This is a genomic window from Sinorhizobium sp. NFACC03 (assembly GCF_900103435.1).
GTDB lineage: Bacteria > Pseudomonadota > Alphaproteobacteria > Rhizobiales > Rhizobiaceae > Ensifer.
In genome coordinates this window covers 57,704-71,530 of the sequence record NZ_FMXF01000006.1, presented here as the reverse complement: position 1 = coordinate 71,530, position 13,827 = coordinate 57,704, and the positions used below count along the sequence as shown (strand labels likewise).

The window sequence follows — 13,827 nt, the reverse complement described above, 5'->3', positions numbered from 1 at the left end:
GAGTGAAGCCCATGCCCATCAAGATTCCCGATACGCTGCCCGCTTTCGAAACCCTCGTGCATGAGGGTGTACGGGTAATGACCGAGACCGTGGCGATCCGTCAGGATATCCGCCCGCTCCAGATCGGGCTCCTGAACCTCATGCCGAACAAGATCAAGACCGAGATCCAAATGGCACGCCTGATCGGCGCCTCACCGCTGCAGGTGGAATTGTCGCTGGTGCGCATCGGCGCCCACCGGGCGAAGAACACCTCGGAAGATCACCTGCTTTCTTTCTACGAGACCTGGGACGAGGTGAAGGGCCGCAAGTTTGACGGCTTCATCATCACCGGCGCGCCGGTCGAGACGCTCGAATACGAGGACGTCACCTATTGGAACGAATTGAAGCGCATCCTCGATTGGACGGAGACCAACGTGCATTCGACGCTCAATGTCTGCTGGGGGGCGATGGCGGCGATCTACCATTTCCACGACGTGCCGAAGTATCCGCTGAACGAGAAGGCCTTCGGCGTCTACCGCCACCAGAACCTCAATCGCTCGTCCGTCTATCTCAACGGCTTCTCCGACGACTTCGCCGTCCCCGTCTCGCGTTGGACCGAGGTCAGGCGTGCCGACATCGACAAGGTGCCCAGCCTCGAAATCCTGATGGAATCGAAGGAGATGGGCGTCTGCCTCGTGCACGAGAAAAAGGGCAATCGGCTCTACATGTTCAACCACGTGGAGTATGATTCGACCTCGCTGTCGGACGAATATTTTCGCGACGTGGACGCAGGCGTGCCGATCAAGATGCCGCACGACTATTTCCCGCACAACGATTCGACCCTGCCGCCGCAGAACCGCTGGCGCAGCCATGCGCATCTTTTCTTCGGCAACTGGATCAACGAGATGTACCAGACGACGCCCTATGATCTCGCAGAGATCGGCACCGGAGAAAGCTGAGGCTTAGCGATGTTCGTCCCCTTCTTCCTCGAACTCAAGGCGGCGAAAGTTCCGGTGACGCTCCGGGAATTCCTGTCGCTGATCGAGGGGATGGAGGCGGGCATCGCCACCTTCGACGTCGAAGCCTTCTACTTCCTGGCGCGCACGGCGCTGGTGAAGGACGAGCGCCATATCGACCGCTTCGACCGGGTGTTCCAGCACTGCTTCTCCGGGCTCGAGGCGGTCAATCCCATGGAGACGGGCGAAGAGGCCGTCATCCCCGAGGACTGGCTGCGCAAGCTCGCGGAAAAACACCTGACCGAGGAAGAAAAGCGCCTGATCGAAGCCCTCGGCGGTTTCGACAAGCTGATGGAAACCCTGCGCCAACGGCTTCGGGAGCAGCAAAGCCGGCATCAGGGCGGCTCGAAATGGATCGGCACTGCCGGGACCTCACCGTTCGGCGCCTATGGCTACAATCCCGAAGGGGTCAGGATCGGCCAGGACCAGTCGCGCCACCGCCGCGCCGTCAAGGTCTGGGATCGGCGCGAATTCAAAGACTACGACGACACCGTCGAGCTCGGCACGCGCAACATCAAGGTGGCGCTGAAAAGGCTGAGGCGCTGGGTACGCCAGGGCGCAGCCGACGAACTCGACCTTTCCGGCACGATCCGCGCCACCGCCGAGCACGGCTATCTCGACGTGGTGACGCGGCCCGAACGCCGCAATGCGGTCAAGCTGCTGATGTTCTTCGATATCGGCGGCTCGATGGACGATCACATCCGCATCGTCGAGGAACTGTTTTCAGCCGCCCGAGGCGAGTTTCGCCACATGGAGCATTTCTACTTCCATAACTGCGTCTATGAGGGCCTGTGGAAGGACAACCGCCGCCGCCGTGTCGACATCACCCGCACCACCGAAGTGCTGCGCACCTATGGCGGCGACTATCGCGCCATCTTCGTCGGCGACGCGTCTATGAGCCCCTATGAGATCAGCCATCCCGGCGGCTCGGTCGAACATTGGAACGACGAGGCGGGCGCACTCTGGCTTTCGCGCATGACAGCGCATTTTCCGCGTTCGATCTGGATCAATCCCGTGCCCGAACAGCACTGGGGCTACACCCAGTCGATCGGCATGGTGAAGAGCCTGTTCGAGGGGCGGATGTTCCCTTTGACGCTCGCCGGCCTGCAGGATGCCACCAAGCAGCTATCGCGCTGACATGACCGCAGAGAGGTCGCTGTAGCACCTTGAATAGCTAGACGTTTTTGCCCTCAGGCCAGAGACGAAGCAAGGCCCCATTTAGTATGATTTTCCGGTTGCCGTGCCTTTGGAAATGACGCAGGTTGCTGCGGTCGCGAAGAGGGAGCCAGCGGTGAACATGCATCAGAACACGGAAATCTTCGGCCATCTGCCGTCCGGCGAGCCGGTCCATCGTATGGTGCTCTCCGGTGGCGGCCTCACCGCCCATGTCTTGACCTGGGGCTCGGTGATCCAGGACCTGCGCCTGGAAGGCCATGAGCCGCCATTGGTGCTCGGTTTCGCCGATCTCGAAAGCTATCTCGCCCATTCGCCCTATCTCGGCGCGACACCGGGGCGCTGCGCCAACCGGATCGCCGACGGGCGCTTCACGCTCGACGGTGAGACCTACCAGCTCGAACTGAACGAGAAGGGTGTCACCCACCTGCACGGCGGCAGCGACAATATCGGCAAGCGCAACTGGACGATCGTCCGCCAGACGCCTGATAGCGTGACGCTCAGCATTACCGATCCGGATGGACGCGCCGGCTATCCCGGCAACTGCAAGGTCACTTGCACCTACGCGGTGAAGCCCGGCGGCGTCTTGAGCGTCGTCTACGAGAGCGAGACCGACCGGCCGACGCTCGCCAATGTCTGCCAGCACAGCTACTTCAATCTCGACGGCACTGTCGACGCGCTCGGACACGACATCATGATCGCCGCCGACCACTACCTGCCGACCAACGAACGCCAGGTGCCGACGGGCGAGATCCGTGCGGTCGAGGGCACCGCCTTCGATCTCCGCGAAATGACGTCGATGCGTCGCCAGACCGAAGGTGAACGCATCAGCTACGACCACAATTTCTGCCTTTCGAACGAGCCCATGGCGAAACATTCGGTGGCGCTTGCCCGCAGCATCAATTCCGGCGTCACGCTCGAAGTGCTGACGACCGAGCCTGGTGTGCAGCTCTATACCGGCGCAAAGCTCGACATCCCCGTGCCCGGCCTCGAGGGACGCCGCTACGGCCCATTTGCCGGCTTCTGCCTGGAAACCCAAATCTGGCCGGACGCCATCAACCATGCCGGCTTCCCGAATGCAGTGCTTCGCCCCGGCGAGATCCGTCGGCAGGAAACGGACTACGTCTTCATGAAGAGCTGAGTGGCGCGCGGGCGTCGACGATCTCTAGCGACAAGGGGAGGGACGGCGAACGTTCCAAAGGACCGTCGTGCTGTCCGATCGCCACAGGTGTTCGCATGGCGAAGCATCCGGCGCCTGACGGCGGATGCCGTTCATTTCCAAAATAACAGTGAAATGAAGTGGTTGGGAGAAATTGGAGCGGGTGAGGCGATTCGAACGCCCGACCCCAACCTTGGCAAGGTTGTGCTCTACCCCTGAGCTACACCCGCTCATAAACCGCGGTCCGGGGTAGTCGGTGGACCGTGGCGTCGCTGTCTTGCGGCGACGGGCGGTATATGGCCTAAGCGATTTTGGAATGCAACAGGGAAATGACGAGAAATCGAATATTTTTTTGGAGACCCCTCGCGAAGCCCGGAAATGCCGCGTTTTCGGCCGCTGCCGCCGCCTGTGAGATTGCGCGGCCACCGGCTTCTCCCCTAAAGCAGAGGCGAAACGAATGCCCAAGGGATGAGAATCATGAGTGAATCACAGCCGAAGACCGCCGAAGACCTCTTTCATTTTCTCGACGGACTTGGGATCGAGCATAAAACCAAGAGCCACGAGCCGGTGTTCACCGTCGCCGAATCGGTGGCGCTGCGTGACGAGATCCCTGGCGGCCACACGAAAAACCTTTTCGTGAAGGACAAGAAGGACAACTATTTCCTGCTCACCGTCGAGGAACACGCGACGGTGGACCTGAAGACCGTTCACCAGGTGATCGGTGCGGCAAGCAAGGTGTCCTTCGGCAAGCCGGAGAAGCTGATGGAATATCTGGGCGTCATTCCAGGTGCCGTGACCGCCTTCGGCGCGATCAATGACACCGAGGGCAACGTCAAGATGATCCTCGACGAGGAGCTGATGAAGTTCGACATCGTCAACTGCCATCCGCTCTCCAATGACGCGACGACCTCGATCGCATCCAGCGATCTGCTGCGCTTCATGGAAGCGACCGGACACGAACCGCTTGTCTTGAAAGTCACGGCCTGACATACGATCTTTGGCGCGAATGCAGTAAGCTGGCAGACGAGCCGGCGAGGAGAGAAGAATGACGGGCAGCGACAATCCCTATGCAGGGTCTTTCGGCACTCAGATGACGGCTTCGGCCTCTTTCGGTCAGCCGGCGCCGGCGGCCGCGTCGGACGGTGACCTGATCAAGGAAACCACCACTGCCAACTTCACCAAGGACGTGCTCGACGCCTCCAGGCAGCAGCCGGTTCTCGTCGATTTCTGGGCGCCCTGGTGCGGCCCGTGCAAGCAGCTGACCCCCGTCATCGAAAAGGTGGTCACGGAAGCCGCAGGCCGCGTCAAGCTCGTGAAGATGAACATCGACGATCATCCCTCGATCGCCGGACAGCTCGGCATCCAGTCGATCCCCGCCGTCATCGCCTTCGTCGGCGGGCGTCCCGTCGATGGTTTCATGGGCGCGGTGCCGGAAAGCCAGATCAAGCAATTCATCGAAAAGATTGCCGGCCCCGCCGTCGACGACAGCAAGGCCGAGATCGAAGCGGTTCTCGCCGATGCCAAGGCGCTCATCGACGCCGGTGACGCCCAGAACGCCGCCGGCCTCTACGGCGCCGTGCTGCAGGCGGACCCCGAAAACGTCGTGGCGATTGCCGGCATGGTCGATTGCATGATCGCGCTCGGCCAGGTCGCCGAAGCCCGCGAAGCGCTCTCCGGCCTGCCGGAAGACCTTGCCAAGGACGCAGGCATTGCGGCCATCGGCAAGAAGCTCGACCAGATCGAGGAAGCCCGCAAGCTCGGCGATCCCAATGAGTTCGAACGGCGCCTGGCAGCAAACCCCGATGATCACGAAGCGCGCGTGCTGCTTGCCAAGATCCGCAATGTCGAAGGCGACCGGACGGCTGCGGCCGATCACCTGCTGACCGTCATGAAGCGCGATCGGGCTTTCGACGACGACGGCGCGCGGCGCGAGTTGCTCGCCTTCTTCGAGGTCTGGGGACCGAAGGATCCGGCAACGATCGCCGCACGGCGCAAGCTCTCGTCGATCCTGTTCTCCTGAGCCGTCCGGCATTTTTTTCGAGGAGGGGCGCTGTTGCGCCCCTTTTTCGTAAGTGCGTCTGATCACGATCCACATTCACCCATGAAGATCGGTGTGCTCGTCCCTTGAGATTTTCAAGGAATGCACCATCTTTTGGTCTGGTTGACCACGCTTCCTTGGCGGGGCAAGAGCGGACATCTGCAAGGTCTATCGGAAAATGCACGTCGGAAATGCACGCTATCTCGGTCCGAAGGACTTGCCGGAGATCATTCCGGTGTTTCCGCTGACCGGTGCGCTGCTGCTTCCCGGCGCCCAGCTTCCGCTCAACATCTTCGAACCGCGCTACCTTGCCATGCTCGATGACGCGCTCTCCGGCAACCGCCTGATCGGCATCGTGCAACCCTCCTTCTGCGAAGGCCGCAGCGAAACTGCCACCGGTCCGATGCAGGCGCTCTGCGAGGTCGGCTGCATCGGCCGCATCACCTCCTTCGCCGAGACCGGCGATGGCCGCTACATCACCTCGCTCACCGGCGTCTGCCGCTACCGGCTGTTTTCGGAAGTCTCAGCGACGCGCGGTTACCGCCGTTTCCGCATCGGCCCCTTTGCCGCCGATCTCGAAAACCGCGACGATGAAACCCTCGTCGACCGGGCAGCTCTGCTTGCCGCCTTCAAGGCCTATCTCGAAGCCAACAAGCTCAAGGCCGATTGGGAAAGCGTCGAACGGGCGAGCAACCGTACCCTGGTCAATTCCATGGCGATGATGTCGCCCTACGGCCCCGCAGAAAAACAGGCGCTGCTCGAAGCGCCCGACCTCAAGACGCGCGCGGAAACCCTGATCGCCATCACCGAGATCGTGCTCGCGCGCGACTTCGGCGATATGGACAGCATCCTGCAGTGAGCGACGGATAATGGATATCAACGCCAGCAAGGTCGATCCGAAACTGCTTGAACTGCTCGTCTGCCCGCTGACCAAGGGGCGCCTCAGCTACCACGCCGAAGCCAACGAACTCATCTCGGAAAAGGCCCGCCTCGCCTATCCGATACGCGACGGCGTGCCGATCATGCTGGTCTCGGAAGCCCGCAAGATCGAGGATTGAGGGCGCGGCCGCCACCTCGTTGAGAGGTAGTTGCCCCTCATCCGGCCTGCCGGCCACCTTCTCCCCGCAGGCGAGAAGGAACCTCGTGGCGCACTCGGCGCCAACCTCTTCTCTTCGACATCAAGACAGTGCCACGCATTCGACCGAGTCCCCTCGCCCCGCTTGCGGGGAGAGGGCTAGGGTGAGGGGCAATCCTCAGGTCGATGTTCAGATCGGCTCGCCCGACAAGAGCCGCGGATCCGCCTCGCTGGCAATCCCGGCCGCCTGGCGAATGAAGAAATTCTTGAGAGACGGCAGCCGGTCGACCAGACCGAGGCCGAAGTCGCGGGCGATGCGAACCGGAGTGATATCGTTGGAAAACAGCCGGTTGAGCACGTCGGTCGTCACCCCCATGCGGAAGGTGTCGAACCGCCGCCAGCTCTGGTAGCGCTCGAGCACGGCGAGCGAGCCGATGTCGAGCCCGAGGCGATCCGCCTCGACGATCGTTTCCGCCAACGCCGCCACGTCCTTGAAGCCGAGATTGAGCCCCTGCCCCGAGATCGGATGAATGCCGTGGGCCGCGTCCCCGGCAAGCGCGAAACGTGGTTTGACAAAATCGCGCGCAAGCGTCAGCCCCAGCGGAAAGGCCCGCCGTCCGCCGACCACCTTCAGGTGCCCGAGCTTGTGGCCGAAGCGGCGCTCCAACTCTTCCTCGAACAGGAAATCGTCGCCGGCGACCAGGCGTTCGGCGTCCTCGGTACGCTCGGTCCAGACCAGCGACGAGCGGTTGTTCTTGAGCGGCAGGGTCGCAAACGGACCGGCCGGCAGGAAATGCTCCTCCGCCGTGCCTTCGTGCGGCCGTTCGTGTTCGACCGTCGTGACGATGCCGGACTGGCCGTAGTCGAATTCGACCGTCTTGATGCCGGCAGCATCGCGCAGCTTGGAGCGTACGCCGTCACAGGCGACGAGCAGGCGCGCTTCCAGTTCTTCGCCGTCGGCGAGCGTGATGGCGACCGCATGGTCGCCGCTTTTAAAGGTTTCGACCATCGTCGACTGACGATTGACGACGCCAAGGTCCTCGCACGCCCCGCGCAGCGCGCCGACCATTGCCGTGTTCGGCACCATATGGGCGAAGGGCCGGCCATCGCCGCTGTCGCCATCGAAGGTCAGGAACACAGGGCGCACCGGATCGGCCGCCTTTGAATCGGTAATCACCATGCGGCGGATCGGCTCCGCCTCCGGCACGATCTGATCCCAGACGCCAAGCACGTCGAGCATGCGTTCGGCAGCCGACGCAACCGCCGAGGCGCGCTGGTCCTTCTTCCAGGCGCCTTCCGGCGCGCCGTCGATCACCATGACGCTGAGATGCGGCGCCGCCTTTTTCAGGGAAACGGCGAGCGAAAGGCCGACATAGCCGCCACCGGCAATCAAGACATCGAGCATCGGCTTTCTCCGTCGCACTTGAGCATCGTTTTATGTCTATATAGATCAATGCCATCGACGTTCCTACCATCGGAGACAGCCGAAATGTCGCGCCCTACCGAGACCGCCACACCCATGGATGCGCTGCTCGCCATTCTCGATATCGAGAAGCTGGAGGAAAACCTGTTCCGCGGCTTGAGCCCGCAGGTCGGCTGGCAGCGGGTCTTCGGCGGCCAGGTCATCGGCCAAGCACTGGTGGCGGCCCAGCGCACCGTCGACGCGGACCGCTTCGTCCATTCGCTGCATGCCTATTTCATGCGGCCGGGCGATCCATCCGTGCCGATCATCTACGAGGTAGACCGTATCCGCGACGGTTCGAGCTTCGCCACAAGGCGCGTCGTCGCCATCCAGCACGGCAAGGCGATCTTCTCGATGTCCGCCTCTTTCCAGTACGACGAGGACGGTTTCGACCACCAGATCGAAATGCCGAAACTCGCCATGCCGGAAACCCTGCCGGGCGAACAGGAGCTGAAGGAGAAATTCCTCGTGCATGCGCCGGAAGCGATCCGGCGCTACTGGGAGCGGCCGCGACCGATCGAGATCCGCCCGGCCTCGCTGCACCACTATTTCATCCGTAACGACGGCAAGCCGATCCAGGACGTCTGGGTCAAGGCGGTCGGCACGGTTCCGGACGAGCGCCATATCCAGGCGGCCATCCTTGCCTATCTCTCCGACATGACCCTGCTCGACACCTCGCTCTATGCGCACGGCACCTCGGTCTTCGATCGGAACCTGCAGGTCGCGAGCCTCGATCACGCCATGTGGTTCCACCGCCCCTGCAAGATGGACGACTGGCTGCTCTATACCCAGGACAGTCCGAGTGCACATGGTGCCCGCGGGATGACCAGAGGCAGCCTTTTTACGCGTTCCGGCGTGCTGATCGCCTCCGTCGCCCAGGAAGGGCTGATCCGGAAAAAGGCAACTGAATAGAAAACGGGCAGTTTTTTCAATCTGCCTATTTTTTAATCTTCTAAATTGACGATTTTTTGATGCGCCGCAGCATTGTCGCTGCGGCGTCCGTTTTTCCCATTGTTTTTCATAGACTTAGAACAGACATCCGAATCTGGCACGCCCCTTGAATGTCATTATCCGGTTGCACGGCGCACTGGCGCTCCGCAGCAAGGAGAGATGGCCTCCTCCGGAGGCGAACAAGGATGAAACCAGATGAAAATTGTGATGGCCATTATCAAGCCGTTCAAGCTCGATGAGGTTCGCGAAGCCCTCACTGCTGTCGGCATCCAGGGCCTGACCGTGACCGAAGTCAAAGGCTACGGCCGCCAGAAGGGACACACCGAAATCTACCGCGGCACCGAATATGCCGTCAGCTTCCTGCCGAAACTGAAGATCGAAATCGCCGTTCCCTCGGAGCTCGTCGACATGGCGGTGGAAGCGATCGCCGCAGCCGCCAAGACCGGCCAGATCGGCGACGGCAAGATCTTCGTCTACGCCATTGACCATGCCGTGCGCATCCGCACCGGCGAAACCGATTCAGAAGCGTTGTAAATCACGCCGTTCAGGGAGCACTACTCGATGTCATCTACGAAACTTTCCACCTCTCTTGGACGCCTCGGCGCGCTGACGGCCGCCTTGCTTGCGCCGGTTGTCGCCTTCGCACAGGAAACAGCACCGGCTGCAACGGAGGCTGTTGCCGCCGTCCCGGTTCCCGACAAGGGCGATACCACCTGGATGCTCTTGTCCACCATTCTCGTGCTCCTCATGACCGTTCCGGGCCTTGCGCTCTTCTACGGCGGCCTGGTGCGCGCCAAGAACATGCTGTCGGTTCTGATGCAGGTACTGATGATCACCGCGATCGTCATGATTATCTGGGTCACCTACGGCTACTCGCTGGCCTTCACTGACGGCGGCTCGCTCAACCCGTTCGTCGGCGGCTTTTCGAAGATGTTCCTTGCCGGCGTTGATACGACAACGCTCGCCGAGAGCTTCTCCAAGGGCGTGTTCATCCCCGAATATGTCTTCGTGGTGTTCCAGATGACCTTCGCCTGCATCACGCCGGCGCTGATCGTCGGCGCCTTTGCCGAGCGCATCCGGTTTTCGGCCGTCGTCCTGTTCGTCATTCTCTGGGTCACTTTCGTCTACTTCCCGATCGCCCACATGGTCTGGTTCTGGGGCGGCCCGAGCGCCTACACGGCTCCGACCGGCCTGATTTTCTCCTTCGGCGCTATCGACTTTGCCGGCGGTACCGTGGTCCACATCAATGCCGGTATTGCCGGCCTCGTCGGCGCCATTCTGCTCGGCAAGCGTACGGGCTTTAAGAGGGAAATCATGGCTCCGCATTCGATGACGCTCACGATGGTCGGCGCATCGCTGCTCTGGGTCGGCTGGTTCGGCTTCAACGCCGGCTCCAACCTTGAAGCCAACGCCTATGCCGGCCTCGCGATGATCAATACATTCCTCGCAACTGCCGCTGCCATCATCTCCTGGGCGGTCGTCGAAACGCTCGTCCGCAGCAAGGCTTCGATGCTTGGTGCGGCCTCCGGTGCCGTCGCCGGTCTCGTCGCGATCACGCCGGCCGCTGGCTTTGCCGGCCCGATGGGCGCGATCGTGCTCGGTCTCATCGTCTCCCCCGTCTGCTACTTCTTCGTCGACGTCGTGAAGAACAAGTTCAACTACGACGACAGCCTTGACGTCTTCGGCGTTCATGGCGTCGGCGGCATCCTCGGCGCGATCGCCACGGGCATTCTTGTCAATCCGGCGCTCGGCGGTGCCGGCATCGTCGACTACTCGACCGCGGATTTCGCGGCGGGCTATCCCGGCGTGGCAACCCAGGTCCTGGCGCAGCTCAAGGGCGTACTCGTCACCGTCGTCTGGTCCGGCATCGGTTCGCTCATCATCTTCAAGATCGTGGACGCGATCGTCGGCCTGCGTGTCTCCGTCGAAGCCGAGCGCGAAGGCCTCGACCTCTCGTCCCACGGCGAAGCCGCCTACCACATCTAAGCGGATTGCAGCGTCGAATCTGGCGCCGCTCATAGTCCCGTCGCGATCCGTCTGATGCGGATCGCCCTTGGCCCGGATCGAAAGGTCCGGGCTTTTTCATGCCGATCTTCAGGTCAACCACCGCTATTTTAGCGGCAACTACGCATGGTTAATGTCGCATTAACCGTACTCCGCTTAGGTTGATTCTATGGCGCGCAATGCGCCCTAGAGATCGAGACGGGCAGCAGGCAACATGAGCAGAAGCAATCAGGCAACGCTTGACAGCCGTTCCAACCGGTTCGTGCTAACCACCTTCGTTTGGCGACAGATCGCGTCGCTGGCGGGCTTTGCGCTGTTCGGCGCATTGGCGCTGGCCGTCGCGGCGCTATCGACATGGAACGTCGCCGACCCGAGCTTCTCCTACGCCACATCGGAAGCACCGACCAACGTGCTTGGTTATCCGGGTGCGGCCTTTGCCGATATCTTCATGCAGTTCTTCGGCCTTGCCAGCGTCGTCGCCCTTCTGCCGGCTGTCGCCTGGGCGCTGGTGCTGATCAGCGGCAAGCGCTTCGACAAGACCTTCAAGCGCCTTGGCGTCTGGTTCATCGGCTCCGTGCTTGCCGGCGCGGCGCTGAGCTGCGTCCCCGCCCCGATCACCTGGCCGCTGCCCAACGGCCTCGGCGGCGTCTTCGGCGACATGATTCTTCGCTTCCCGGCACTCTTCACCGGCGCCTTCCCGACCGGCACGCTCGCGACCGTACTCGCCTGCATCTTCGCCGCACCGGCCGCCTGGTGCCTGATCTACAGCGCCGGCCTCATCGGCGTCAGCGATGAAGAGGAAGACGAAGAGGTTGTCGAGCCGACGCCGAGCAAGGCGCGCACCGTTCGCGACGAGCTGGACGAGGACGACAGCGAGGGCCCCTTCACCCTGCTGATGGGCTCCTTCGCCCATATGCGCTACACCATGCACGCACGCGTGCGCCGCATTTTCGGCATGAGCGGCACGCGCAGTTCGCCCAAGCGCCAGTATGACGAGCCTTACGATTTCAACAACGACGAGTTCGGCACGCTGAACGAGCCGGTTCGGCCGAAGCCGATGGCCGCCGGCGACCGCATCGAACCCTCGCTCGACCGCTCCGAACGCCGCATCGTCACGCCGCCGCCGATCATGGCCGATGACGAGGACGACGACATGCCCTTCGACATCGACGAGCGTCGCCCCGCCGGCATCCTGCCCGACGACGAAGACGACGATCCGGCAGCCGACTGGGCGCCGCGGGCAGCACCGCCGAAGCAGGGTCTGCCGAAGTCGGGCTCGCGCGTGGCAACGCCGGCTCCCCGTCCGAAGACTGGCCAGCGGATCGAGCGTGAAGCCCAACGCTCCTTCGTCGAGGACGATGGCGACTTCACGCTGCCGCCAATGCATTTCCTTGCGGAACCGAAGAACGTCGGCCGCGACGCATCGCTCTCACCGGACGCGCTTGAACAGAATGCCCGCATGCTCGAGGGTGTGCTTGAGGACTTTGGCGTCAAGGGCGAGATTATCCACGTCCGCCCCGGCCCGGTCGTAACCCTCTATGAACTGGAGCCGGCGCCCGGAATCAAGTCGTCCCGCGTCATCGGCCTTGCCGATGACATCGCCCGCTCGATGAGCGCGATCGCTGCCCGCGTCGCCGTCGTTCCCGGCCGCAACGCCATCGGCATCGAACTGCCGAACCAGCGGCGCGAGACCGTCTACCTGCGTGAGCTCATCGGTTCGCGCGACTTCGAGACCTCCAAGGCGCGCCTCGCCATGGCGCTCGGCAAGACGATCGGCGGCGAACCCGTGGTCGCCGATCTCGCCAAGATGCCGCATCTGCTCGTCGCCGGTACCACCGGTTCGGGTAAGTCGGTGGCGATCAACACCATGATCCTGTCGCTGCTCTATCGCCTGCGCCCGGACCAGTGCCGGCTGATCATGATCGACCCGAAGATGCTCGAACTCTCCGTCTATGACGGCATTCCGCACCTGCTTTCGCCCGTCGTCACCGACCCGAAGAAGGCGGTGGTCGCGCTGAAGTGGACGGTGCGCGAGATGGAAGAGCGCTACAAGAAGATGTCGAAAATCGGCGTACGCAACATCGACGGCTTCAACAGCCGCGTCGAGCAGGCGCTTGCCAAGGGCGAGCAGATCACCCGCACGGTGCAGACCGGCTTCGACCGCCAGACGGGCGAAGCCATGTACGAGACCGAGGAATTCGACCTCACGCCGCTGCCCTACATTGTCGTCATCATCGACGAAATGGCCGACCTGATGATGGTCGCCGGCAAGGATATCGAAGGCGCCGTCCAGCGTCTCGCCCAGATGGCGCGTGCCGCCGGCATCCACGTGATCATGGCAACGCAGCGCCCTTCGGTCGATGTCATCACCGGCACGATCAAGGCTAACTTCCCGACCCGTATCTCGTTCCAGGTCACCTCGAAGATCGACAGCCGTACGATCCTTGGCGAACAGGGTGCCGAACAGCTGCTCGGCATGGGCGACATGCTCTACATGGCCGGCGGCGGTCGCATCCAGCGCGTCCACGGTCCCTTCGTCTCCGACACCGAGGTCGAAGAGGTCGTCGCCTATCTGAAGACCCAGGGCGTGCCGCAATATCTCGACGCGATTACCGAGGATGATGACGAGGATGGCGAAGGCGGCGGCCCGGCCGGCACCTCCAATCTCGCCGATTCGGACGACCCTTACGACCAGGCGGTCGCCGTCGTCCTGCGTGACGGCAAGGCTTCCACGTCCTACGTTCAACGGCGCCTCGGGATCGGTTACAATCGTGCCGCCTCGCTGATCGAGCGCATGGAGCAGGAAGGCATCATCGGCCCGGCGAACCACGCCGGAAAACGCGAAATACTGGTTCCGACCGAGGAATAAAGCAATTTCGGCAGGATCTCGGGGCATTTTTCGTCCGGATTTACGCCGATAGATCAACACGGCAATCCCGCACCGGATTGCGGGGCCGAACTGGTAACGGT

At 62.3% G+C, this 13,827-nt stretch carries 12 protein-coding genes and 1 tRNA gene; 11 read left to right on the top strand and 2 right to left on the bottom strand.

What is annotated here, in order from left to right:
- Positions 1 to 11: 11 nt before the first annotated feature.
- From metA to BLU35_RS11295, 3 genes are all read left to right on the top strand, one after another.
- Positions 12 to 938: a homoserine O-acetyltransferase MetA gene (gene metA / locus BLU35_RS11305; RefSeq protein ID WP_093233089.1), complete on the top strand. Its 927-nt coding sequence runs from the start codon at positions 12 to 14 to the stop codon at positions 936 to 938.
- A 9-nt stretch (positions 939 to 947) separates the two neighbouring features.
- Positions 948 to 2,132, top strand: coding sequence for a vWA domain-containing protein (locus BLU35_RS11300; protein ID WP_093233088.1), 1,185 nt, complete (start codon positions 948 to 950; stop codon positions 2,130 to 2,132).
- A gap of 160 nt (positions 2,133 to 2,292) precedes the next feature.
- Entirely contained in the window at positions 2,293 to 3,309 is a 1,017-nt protein-coding gene (locus BLU35_RS11295; protein ID WP_093233087.1) for an aldose epimerase family protein, read from the top strand.
- 173 nt (positions 3,310 to 3,482) lie between these two features.
- On the opposite strand, the gene BLU35_RS11290 is transcribed toward BLU35_RS11295, so the two are convergent.
- Positions 3,483 to 3,557: transfer RNA gene (locus tag BLU35_RS11290), tRNA-Gly, on the bottom strand.
- A 247-nt stretch (positions 3,558 to 3,804) separates the two neighbouring features.
- Here BLU35_RS11290 and BLU35_RS11285 point away from each other — a divergent pair.
- The 4 genes from BLU35_RS11285 (at position 3,805) to BLU35_RS11270 (ending at position 6,423) form a co-directional block, all read left to right on the top strand.
- The gene (locus BLU35_RS11285; RefSeq protein ID WP_093233086.1) at positions 3,805 to 4,314 is read left to right on the top strand and encodes a prolyl-tRNA synthetase associated domain-containing protein; all 510 of its coding nucleotides are present in this window, start codon (positions 3,805 to 3,807) and stop codon (positions 4,312 to 4,314) included.
- A 58-nt stretch (positions 4,315 to 4,372) separates the two neighbouring features.
- Entirely contained in the window at positions 4,373 to 5,347 is a 975-nt protein-coding gene (trxA, locus tag BLU35_RS11280) for a thioredoxin (RefSeq protein WP_093233085.1), read from the top strand.
- 196 nt (positions 5,348 to 5,543) lie between these two features.
- Positions 5,544 to 6,224 carry an LON peptidase substrate-binding domain-containing protein gene (locus BLU35_RS11275; protein WP_057254940.1) on the top strand — a complete coding sequence of 227 codons (681 nt, stop codon included), beginning with the start codon at positions 5,544 to 5,546 and terminating at the stop codon, positions 6,222 to 6,224.
- 10 nt (positions 6,225 to 6,234) lie between these two features.
- A complete protein-coding gene (locus tag BLU35_RS11270) occupies positions 6,235 to 6,423 on the top strand; it encodes a Trm112 family protein (protein ID WP_057254939.1) in 189 nt (62 codons plus the stop codon).
- 207 nt (positions 6,424 to 6,630) lie between these two features.
- Here the strand turns inward: BLU35_RS11270 and BLU35_RS11265 are convergent, their stop codons facing one another.
- Entirely contained in the window at positions 6,631 to 7,845 is a 1,215-nt protein-coding gene (locus BLU35_RS11265; protein WP_057254938.1) for a ubiquinone biosynthesis hydroxylase, read from the bottom strand.
- An 84-nt stretch (positions 7,846 to 7,929) separates the two neighbouring features.
- Here BLU35_RS11265 and tesB point away from each other — a divergent pair, with 84 nt between their 5' ends.
- From tesB to BLU35_RS11245, 4 genes are all read left to right on the top strand, one after another.
- Positions 7,930 to 8,814, top strand: a complete 885-nt coding sequence (tesB, locus tag BLU35_RS11260) for an acyl-CoA thioesterase II (protein WP_093233084.1) — start codon at positions 7,930 to 7,932, stop codon at positions 8,812 to 8,814.
- Positions 8,815 to 9,048: 234 nt separating this feature from the next.
- A complete protein-coding gene (locus BLU35_RS11255) occupies positions 9,049 to 9,387 on the top strand; it encodes a P-II family nitrogen regulator (protein WP_057254936.1) in 339 nt (112 codons plus the stop codon).
- A gap of 27 nt (positions 9,388 to 9,414) precedes the next feature.
- Positions 9,415 to 10,839: an ammonium transporter gene (locus BLU35_RS11250; RefSeq protein ID WP_057254935.1), complete on the top strand. Its 1,425-nt coding sequence runs from the start codon at positions 9,415 to 9,417 to the stop codon at positions 10,837 to 10,839.
- Between the two features lie 232 nt (positions 10,840 to 11,071).
- On the top strand, positions 11,072 to 13,726 hold the full coding sequence (locus BLU35_RS11245) for an FtsK/SpoIIIE family DNA translocase (protein WP_093233083.1): 2,655 nt from the start codon (positions 11,072 to 11,074) through the stop codon (positions 13,724 to 13,726).
- Positions 13,727 to 13,827 lie beyond the last annotated feature (101 nt).

What these genes read in the sequence shown, in the direction of transcription:
- metA (WP_093233089.1), top strand. Translation starts at nt 12, where the DNA reads ATGCCCATCAAGATTCCCGATACGCTGCCCGCTTTCGAAACCCTCGTG.
- BLU35_RS11300 (WP_093233088.1), top strand. Translation starts at nt 948, where the DNA reads ATGTTCGTCCCCTTCTTCCTCGAACTCAAGGCGGCGAAAGTTCCGGTG.
- BLU35_RS11295 (WP_093233087.1), top strand. Translation starts at nt 2,293, where the DNA reads ATGCATCAGAACACGGAAATCTTCGGCCATCTGCCGTCCGGCGAGCCG.
- BLU35_RS11285 (WP_093233086.1), top strand. Translation starts at nt 3,805, where the DNA reads ATGAGTGAATCACAGCCGAAGACCGCCGAAGACCTCTTTCATTTTCTC.
- trxA (WP_093233085.1), top strand. Translation starts at nt 4,373, where the DNA reads ATGACGGGCAGCGACAATCCCTATGCAGGGTCTTTCGGCACTCAGATG.
- BLU35_RS11275 (WP_057254940.1), top strand. Translation starts at nt 5,544, where the DNA reads ATGCACGTCGGAAATGCACGCTATCTCGGTCCGAAGGACTTGCCGGAG.
- BLU35_RS11270 (WP_057254939.1), top strand. Translation starts at nt 6,235, where the DNA reads ATGGATATCAACGCCAGCAAGGTCGATCCGAAACTGCTTGAACTGCTC.
- BLU35_RS11265 (WP_057254938.1), bottom strand. Translation starts at nt 7,845, where the DNA reads ATGCTCGATGTCTTGATTGCCGGTGGCGGCTATGTCGGCCTTTCGCTC.
- tesB (WP_093233084.1), top strand. Translation starts at nt 7,930, where the DNA reads ATGTCGCGCCCTACCGAGACCGCCACACCCATGGATGCGCTGCTCGCC.
- BLU35_RS11255 (WP_057254936.1), top strand. Translation starts at nt 9,049, where the DNA reads ATGAAAATTGTGATGGCCATTATCAAGCCGTTCAAGCTCGATGAGGTT.
- BLU35_RS11250 (WP_057254935.1), top strand. Translation starts at nt 9,415, where the DNA reads ATGTCATCTACGAAACTTTCCACCTCTCTTGGACGCCTCGGCGCGCTG.
- BLU35_RS11245 (WP_093233083.1), top strand. Translation starts at nt 11,072, where the DNA reads ATGAGCAGAAGCAATCAGGCAACGCTTGACAGCCGTTCCAACCGGTTC.